The sequence below is a fragment of the Cryptosporangium aurantiacum genome (genome assembly GCF_900143005.1).
Taxonomy (GTDB): Bacteria; Actinomycetota; Actinomycetes; order Mycobacteriales; family Cryptosporangiaceae; genus Cryptosporangium; species Cryptosporangium aurantiacum.
In genome coordinates, this window is sequence record NZ_FRCS01000036.1 from 22,103 (window position 1) to 29,145 (window position 7,043).

A 7,043-nucleotide genomic window follows, 5' to 3' on the forward strand; every position below is an offset into this window, starting at 1 on the left:
CGCCTTGACCTCCGGCCGCGGCCCGGTCAGATCGTGCGTACGACCGGTTCGGCCGGCGGGGCGTCGACGACGACGATCGGGTCGATACCGCGGCCGGCCATCCACTGGTCGGCGGCGTCGGTCGGGATCGGGGCCAGCGGGAGCGGCGATCCGGGCGGCGGTGGGCTCGAGCCGGGCGCGCCATCGCGGGGGCACCGGACGTCCATGTCGCCGGTCGAGATCCAGACGCCTTGTACCTCCCGGGGTGGCTCTCCGACGCTCGACCAGCGTGCGCGGCCCCGTACGCCCGGGGTGATCGCCGGAACGCTGGCCGACTCCCCGTAGACCATCCGCACCGCCGGCGGCTCGGCCGGCCCGCACAGCATCCGGGCTTGCAGGTTGTGACGCAGTTGCCCGCCCAGGATCGATGCGTCCGGCCGTTGGGCCAGCAACAGCAGGTGCCAGCCGGCCGCGCGGCCGAGCCGGGCCAGGGACAGCAGTTCCCGACGCATCCGCCGGCGGAGCGCTTTTTCCTCTTCCTCGAGGCCCTCGAGGTCGAGCAGCTCGCCGGCCTCGTCGAGCACCAGCATGCGGCGGCCGGGGCGCAGGTCGGGCGGGAGATCGTCGACGTGTTGCACCTCGAGGCGGCCCATCGTGCGGTAGCGGGCGTCCATGTCGGCCACCGCCTCGACCAGGACGTCGAGCATCTCGTCGGGTTCGGTGGCCACACCGAGCACGCCGGGCCGCCGGCGCCAGGGCAGGAACTCGACGCGTTTGGGGTCGAGTAGCGACACCTCACCGGGGCGTCCGAGCGCGTCGTGTCCGGTCGTCCATTGGGCGATCACGGCGCGGGCGGCCACGGATTTACCGGCGCCGGTCGGGCCGACGATCAGCAGGTGCGGCGCGAGCTCGGGTTGCCAGATCGCGCGGGTGATAGAGCCGACCGGGGCGTCGGCGTCCCAGGTCGCCGCGGCGTGCGGCACCCGGGCCACGCCGACCAGGATGCGGGCCAGATCGGCGGTGCCGTCCCAGCCGACCCGCCGCGGGAGCGGCTCGACCGCCCGGACCTCGATCACCCGCTCGGACGGGTCAGGAACGGTCATCCACTCGCCCCAGCGGCGGAGCCGCGCTCTCACCTCGGTGTCGAGCGTGTCGAGTTGGGACGCTTGCCAGGTCGCCGGGAGCGGGGCGGCCAGCACCAGCGGCCGGGGCGGGTCGACGCCCGGCTCGGTCGCGGCGAGCACCTCGACCGGTGCCACGCCGGCCTCGGGATCCCACCCCGAGCGCGGGTCGACCAATGCGCCGTTGAGCGCGGTCGCGATCCCGGTCGTGGCGTCGGCCAGCGCGTCGGCGGTGCGGGTTTCGGCGGCGAACTGGCGTAGGCCGAGCGCCAGCCCGACCAGCGCCCCGTAGGCGCCGAGACGGGGCCAGCCCGCTACTGCCAGAGCCAGGCCGGCGCCGAGCGCGGTAGCGACGCTCTGGAGGCGCCAGCGGCCCGGGGCGGCGGCGAATGCCGCGGTCAGCCACAGGCCGTATCCGGCGGGTCGCCAGACCGCGCGGAGCGTCTGGCCGCGGTGCACCAGCGCGCCGAGCGTCGTGCCGACCAGCGCCAGCCAGTACCACCACGACGTCCACCCGGGCGGCGCCCACTGCAGGCCGGCGACGCATCCGACGACCAGCACCGACCAGGCCAGCGGCACCGTCCACCGCGGCCACCGCGGCACCAGCAGCGGGGAGCGGGAATGCGCGGTCAGCGCCCACACGCCCCAGACCAGGGCCAGGCCGGCGAACGCGTCCGGTCCCCACCGCACCAGCACGAACGACCAGAACAGCACGAACGCTTTCCACGACCAGCGGAAGAAAGTGGCGACCTGGCGGGCGTAGCGGCGGCCGACCCAGCGGCCGATCATGAACCAGGCGCCGGCCCGGATCAGGCTTCCGTGTCTCACCGCGCGTCCCGGGCGGCGAGCTCGCCGGAGAGCCAGCGTTGCCACTGTGCGGTCAGCTCCGGCGGCCACCCGGCGGCCAGTGCCCACCGTCCGAACAGCCGCACCGCCAGGTCGTCGACGTCCGGCGGGGCGTGCGGGTCGGCCGGCGGTGGGCCGATCCGATCCCGTGCGGCTCGAGCGAGTTCGACCAGCCGGGCCACGTCGGTCGCGGTCGCCGGCCGCTCGCTCGGCAGCGGCGGGACGTCGCCGAGCGCGGCCGACCAGAGCGCGAACACCGCGTCGCCCCAGCCGGCCAGGTCGAGAACGTCGGCCCGCGGAGACGAGTGGGTGTCCGCGCGGCCGGTCCGGGCTCGAGCGGCAGCACGCCGGCGGGCGGACTCGGCGAGCGCGGCCAGGTCGTCGACGGGCGGCGGCGGGTCGATCTCGACCGTGGCCGGGGTGATCAGGTCGCCGGCCAGGTGCGCCCACCCGGTGAGCAGCCAGGCCGACCGCTGGTGACTCCGGCGGGACGCGCCGCGCGGCCACCCGGTCGGGGTCGACCCGACCAGCGTCGCGGGGTAGTCGGTCAGGTCGCCGGCGTCGTGGCCGCGCGGCGGGACGACCAGCACGCCGGGCCAGGCCGCGGCGACCGCGCCGAGCACCACCGCGGCCCGGGCGACGTCGGCCGCCTCCGCGACGCTCACCCGGGGTCCGGCGCGCCCGGGTCGGGGCCGGCGCGTCTCGGTGCCGCCGGGCGGGGTCATGGCCTCGACCGCGACCCGCACCGCCGGTACCGGTTCGCCGCGGTCGGTCGCGATCGCCTCGAGCCGGGCCGCGGCGGCGGTCACCAGGCCGCGGGCGGTCGCGATCACCCGGGCGGCGTAGCGGGCCGCGCCGGCGGGTTCGTCGTCGGCCTCGGATTCGTGGCGGTGCCGGCCGATCGTGACGGCCAGCACCGCCGAGCCGGTACCGGCGCCGGCGCGCAGACACACGCCGGTTTCCACGCTGCCCGGGTCGATGCCCAGGATCGGCGGCCAGACGTCCGCGGCGATCGCGTCCGCGGCCGACCAGCCACCCGGCGGCCGGCTCGAGCTCGAGCCGCTCGGCCCGGTCACCGCGGTCCCCGATCGTCGACCGGGGAGTGACCGGGGACCGCGGCGTCTTGGCGGCCGGCGCGGGCCAGGTTCGCCGCGCCGAACGCGACGAAGCAGAGCAGCGCCAGCGCGGGCCAGCCGTGCGCGATCCTCGGCGCCCAGGACAGTCCGAACAGCACGCCGAACGCGGTGGCGTACGCGGCCCACAGCGGGCGCGGCACCCAGCCCGGGCGACCGTCCGGGTCGGGGCGCTCGATCACGATGCCGGCCGGCCCGGTCGGTGGGTCGCCGGCGTCGACCGGGGCCGGGTCGTGCGGGTCGACCGCGGCCAGGTCCGGAAACGGGCTCGGCAGGTGGCCGTCGTCGGGTGCCACCCAGACCGCGGCGTCATCGCCGGCCGAGTCCGTCGGCCCGGGCGTCGGGGTTGCTGCAGGGCTCGACGGACTCGGTGAGCCGGTCGAGCTCGAGGGGCTCGGCGAGTCCGACGCGCTCGAGCACGGCGGCAGCGCGGTCGCCCACCAGGTGCCCACCGTGGCGCGCTGGTCGGCTTCCGACGTGACGCTCGAGCCGGTCGCGATGTCCGCGCGGATCACGTAGTCGACCGTGCCGGTCGACGGCGGGCCGGCCTCGAGCGTCACGTCGAACACCGCGGCGGTCGCCGGTCGCCAGGCCAGGACGAACAGCGTCGGCAGCGCGGTCCCGGTGTCGGGCGGGTTCACCTCGACCGTGCGGCCGGTCCCGGTGACCAGTTCGCGCACCCAGCTTTCGGCGTCGGTGGGCACCGTGGCGCCGTCGACGCCGGCCAGCGCGACCCGCACCGCCGGGCCGCACGGTTGCGCGGGCAGGCTCGGGGCGTCCGGCGGGAGCGGCGCACCGTTGCTGCGGTCGTCGTCGACGATCGCGGCCAGCGTGCCGCCCGCGACGCCGAGCAGCAGAGCCAGGCACGTTCGGCGGAGGAACGCCCGACCGGTCACGGCGTGGCCTTGCCGGTGTCGCCGATCGTCAGTGCCCACGTGTCGGTCCGGTCGGGTAACAGGCGATCGATGCCGGCGGCCACCGTGCAGTCGACCCGTTGCGCCGGCGTGTACGCGGTGACCGCCGGCCGACCGTCGCCGGTGCGGCCCGTGGTGACCACCCACCCGCCGGCCGGACCGCTGGCCAACACCGCGTCGTAGTCACTTTCGGTCACCAGCCGGTCGAGCCGGTACGTACCGGGCTCGGGGCCGCCGGCGTCGATCTTGCACACGGCCAGTTCCGCGCCGGCGTAGCTCGGGGCCACCACGCGCAGCACAACCGGGCCGCCGCTCGAGTCGCCAGCGGCCGGCCGGACCGACGCGACCATGCCCAGCGGCCCGGGGCCGGCCTCGTTCGCCGGCTCGGTCAGCAGTGCCCGGACGCCGCCGACGGTCGCGGCGATCGCGAGCACCAGCGCCACCGCGACCAGCGCCAGCCCGCCCGGGCGGGTCGACCAGAACGTGACCCACCGCCGGAGTCGGCCCGGGCCAGACGCCCGCGGAGAGGGGGTGCGCTCTGGCTCGGGTGGCGAGCTCGCCGGCGGGGCGGGCACGAGCGGGGCGGTCGGTGGCCCGTACCGGTCGGGCGGTCGGTGGCCGCCGCTCGAGGGTGGCCCGGGCTGAGCCGGCCCGGGCGGCGGTCCCGTCCATCCCGGCGGCGGTGCGCCGTGCGGTGGCGGGGTCGGCCAGGGATTCGCGGACGGTGGCGGTGTCCCGTGCGGTGGCGTGGCGGCGGCAGGGTCACCCGCCGGCGGGGTGGGGTGCATGACGGTGTGGAGCCTCCCGGACGGCTTCCGTAATGGAGGAGTCACGCACCGCCAGCACCAGTGGTTCAGTCGTTATAGCTGATTGAAGTGTCTTGACAGGACATTTACGCTCGATCTCGGACGCGTCCTCGCGGCGAGCGTAGGTGTTGCACCCGCGCCCGGGGGGCCGCCCCCGATACCTCCCCCACCCGCTTGCAGCGGGATTGTCAGGACGGTTCGTAATCGGGGTCGACGTCGCGGAAGCAGTCGGTTCGCACCTCGACCGACAGGCCGTTCGCGTTCGTCACCACGCTCACCCCGTGGCCGTCCGAGCTCGAGCCGCGGAGCTCGACCGCCCCGAGCGTGCCGAGCGGCCCGTACTTCACGTCCGCCCAACCGTCGGCCACCCAGCGGTCCCGCATGCGGGTCAGCGTCGAGCGGTGTTGCGCAAGTGGGAGCGCCACGTCTGCCGAGCCCCAGACCTCATAGGCACCGGGCAACGGCTGGTCGCCGAGCCACCCGCCGTAGCACCCCCACTGTTGGATGCTCAGGCCGAGCGGGTAGCCCTTCGGGTCGGTAGGCGGCGCGCCCGCTTGGCGTTGCACCTCGAGGCCGAGCGTCCACACCTGGTCGAGCGCCACCACGTGATCGCGAACGGGGAGCTTTGCTGCCTGGTCGTCGAGAGATTCGCAGCCGACGCACCCCGCCGAGACGATCGCGAGAACGAGCGCCAGCAGGAACACGGCCGAGCGGCCGGCGCGTGGGCCGGCGGTGGCAGGCATGACGGATGAGCCTTCCCGGTCGGCATCCGTGACAGCACGGTCACGCACCGCGCCCCGGTCCGGTTCGACCGGGCCGGGGCGCGTGACGCTGTGTGGTGCTCAGCCCGCCTTGCGGGCGCGCCGAACACGGGGTCGGGTCGGCTCCTTGACGGCGAGAATCCGGCGGTGGAACGCCTCCGTGGTGTCCCGCTCGCGCCAGCGGACCGCATCAGCCAGCCGAACGCCGTACGCGGCCCGGGCCGCGGCGTAGGCGCCCTCGAGGTCGCCGCGCGACTTCCGGGCCGCGCCGATCGCGTTCCACAGACCAGCGATGTCCGCGGTCGTGATCGTGCCGCGGGTCGAGGCCTTCATGGGCGTCAGCCACGGTGCCGGCTTGGCAGCCTCGACCGCCGCGGCCTCGGCCACCTGAGCCGCGGCGAGCTCGCCGAGCCGCACCAGGTCGACGCGGAAGAAGTAGTGCGGGTGGCTCAGCCACCGACCGGCCTCGAGCGCGCCGAGCGCGGTGGTCAGCTCGAACGGCGGGTCAGCGTCGCCGTGCGGCCCGACGCCCGGGCCGCTGGCCACTCGGAAGAGACGGCCAGTCTCGGTGTCGACGCTGAACGACCAGGTGTCCAGCGTGATCCGGTGCGCGCCGTATCCGTTGTCCTTGACCGTGATCGTCGGAGCCACTTGGCCACCTCCTGTGTATGGGATCCCGTACTTCTAGTGTACGGGAATCCATACACACTGACCACCGTTTTCTGTACGGGATCCCCTACAGATTCCACTAGCAGACGTGTATGGGATCCCGTACACTGAGAGACGGAAGCGACGCCACGCGAGAGGATCGACGACATGCCGAACTGGAAGAAGGGCCGCCGGGCCGCCGACCACGTGGTCGACGCCGGCAAGCGAGTGAAGGCGATCGACGCCCAGCTCGAGGGACTCCGCACCGACGACCCCCGCCGCACCGCCCTCAACGATCAGCGCAACGCCGAAAGCCGCCGCATGCAGCACGTCACCGTGCAGGCCCTCCGCCACGGCGTCGACGCCGCCCACCTGGCCGACCGGCTCGACGACAACGGCGCCCGATGACCGGACGCGAAGAGCGCGACGAACGCGCTCGGCAGGAGCGCTACGCCGCTCAGCGCCGCCTCGAGCTGCAGGTGCTCGAGGCGGCCGACACCCTCGACCCGCTCGACAACAGCGACGACGACGAGTAGCCCGACCCAGACCCTCGACCCCTGGCCCGATCGCGCGGAGCGCGGTCGGGCCGATTTGCGCTCGAGAAAGACTCTCGGCCTAAAACAGGAATAGCGTTAACGTCAATGCAAGTCGCTAAAACGCGAAGTAGCAAAAACGCGAAAACGGTTTAACGTGAAAACATGAAAACAGTGGGTCGTATATTTGGCGTCGCTGAAATGCAATTAACTACTTAATGTTAAAACGCATTCGCGCTAAAGCGCGAATTGCAATGGCGAAAGGCCCGCGCGGAGCGCGTGGCATACCCGGCCTCGCCGGG

The 7,043-nt window shown here is 74.2% G+C and carries 8 protein-coding genes; 2 read left to right on the plus strand and 6 right to left on the minus strand.

Going from position 1 to position 7,043, the window contains the following annotated elements:
• Nucleotides 1-26: 26 nt before the first annotated feature.
• From BUB75_RS43700 to BUB75_RS43725, 6 genes are all read right to left on the minus strand, one after another.
• A complete protein-coding gene (locus BUB75_RS43700) occupies nt 27-1,928 on the minus strand; it encodes an FtsK/SpoIIIE domain-containing protein (RefSeq protein WP_143175817.1) in 1,902 nt (633 codons plus the stop codon).
• Nucleotides 1,925-3,022, minus strand: a complete 1,098-nt coding sequence (locus BUB75_RS43705; protein WP_073266773.1) for a hypothetical protein — start codon at nt 3,020-3,022, stop codon at nt 1,925-1,927. Before BUB75_RS43705 ends, BUB75_RS43700 begins: the two co-directional genes overlap by 4 nt.
• Nucleotides 3,019-3,975, minus strand: coding sequence for a hypothetical protein (locus tag BUB75_RS43710; protein ID WP_073266775.1), 957 nt, complete (start codon nt 3,973-3,975; stop codon nt 3,019-3,021). The genes BUB75_RS43705 and BUB75_RS43710 overlap by 4 nt, the downstream gene beginning before the upstream one ends.
• Entirely contained in the window at nt 3,972-4,568 is a 597-nt protein-coding gene (locus BUB75_RS43715) for a hypothetical protein (RefSeq protein ID WP_143175818.1), read from the minus strand. Before BUB75_RS43715 ends, BUB75_RS43710 begins: the two co-directional genes overlap by 4 nt.
• Nucleotides 4,569-4,987: 419 nt before the next feature.
• Nucleotides 4,988-5,542 (minus strand): hypothetical protein, encoded by a 555-nt coding sequence (locus BUB75_RS43720; protein ID WP_073266779.1) that lies wholly within the window; start codon nt 5,540-5,542, stop codon nt 4,988-4,990.
• Nucleotides 5,543-5,641: 99 nt separating this feature from the next.
• Nucleotides 5,642-6,211: a hypothetical protein gene (locus BUB75_RS43725; RefSeq protein ID WP_073266781.1), complete on the minus strand. Its 570-nt coding sequence runs from the start codon at nt 6,209-6,211 to the stop codon at nt 5,642-5,644.
• 165 nt (nt 6,212-6,376) lie between these two features.
• Between BUB75_RS43725 and BUB75_RS43730 the strand changes: the two genes are divergently transcribed.
• Nucleotides 6,377-6,616, plus strand: coding sequence for a hypothetical protein (locus tag BUB75_RS43730; protein ID WP_073266783.1), 240 nt, complete (start codon nt 6,377-6,379; stop codon nt 6,614-6,616).
• Complete coding sequence (locus BUB75_RS48375; RefSeq protein ID WP_281248467.1) at nt 6,613-6,744, plus strand: hypothetical protein; 132 nt, start codon at nt 6,613-6,615, stop codon at nt 6,742-6,744. The genes BUB75_RS43730 and BUB75_RS48375 overlap by 4 nt, the downstream gene beginning before the upstream one ends.
• Nucleotides 6,745-7,043: the final 299 nt, after the last annotated feature.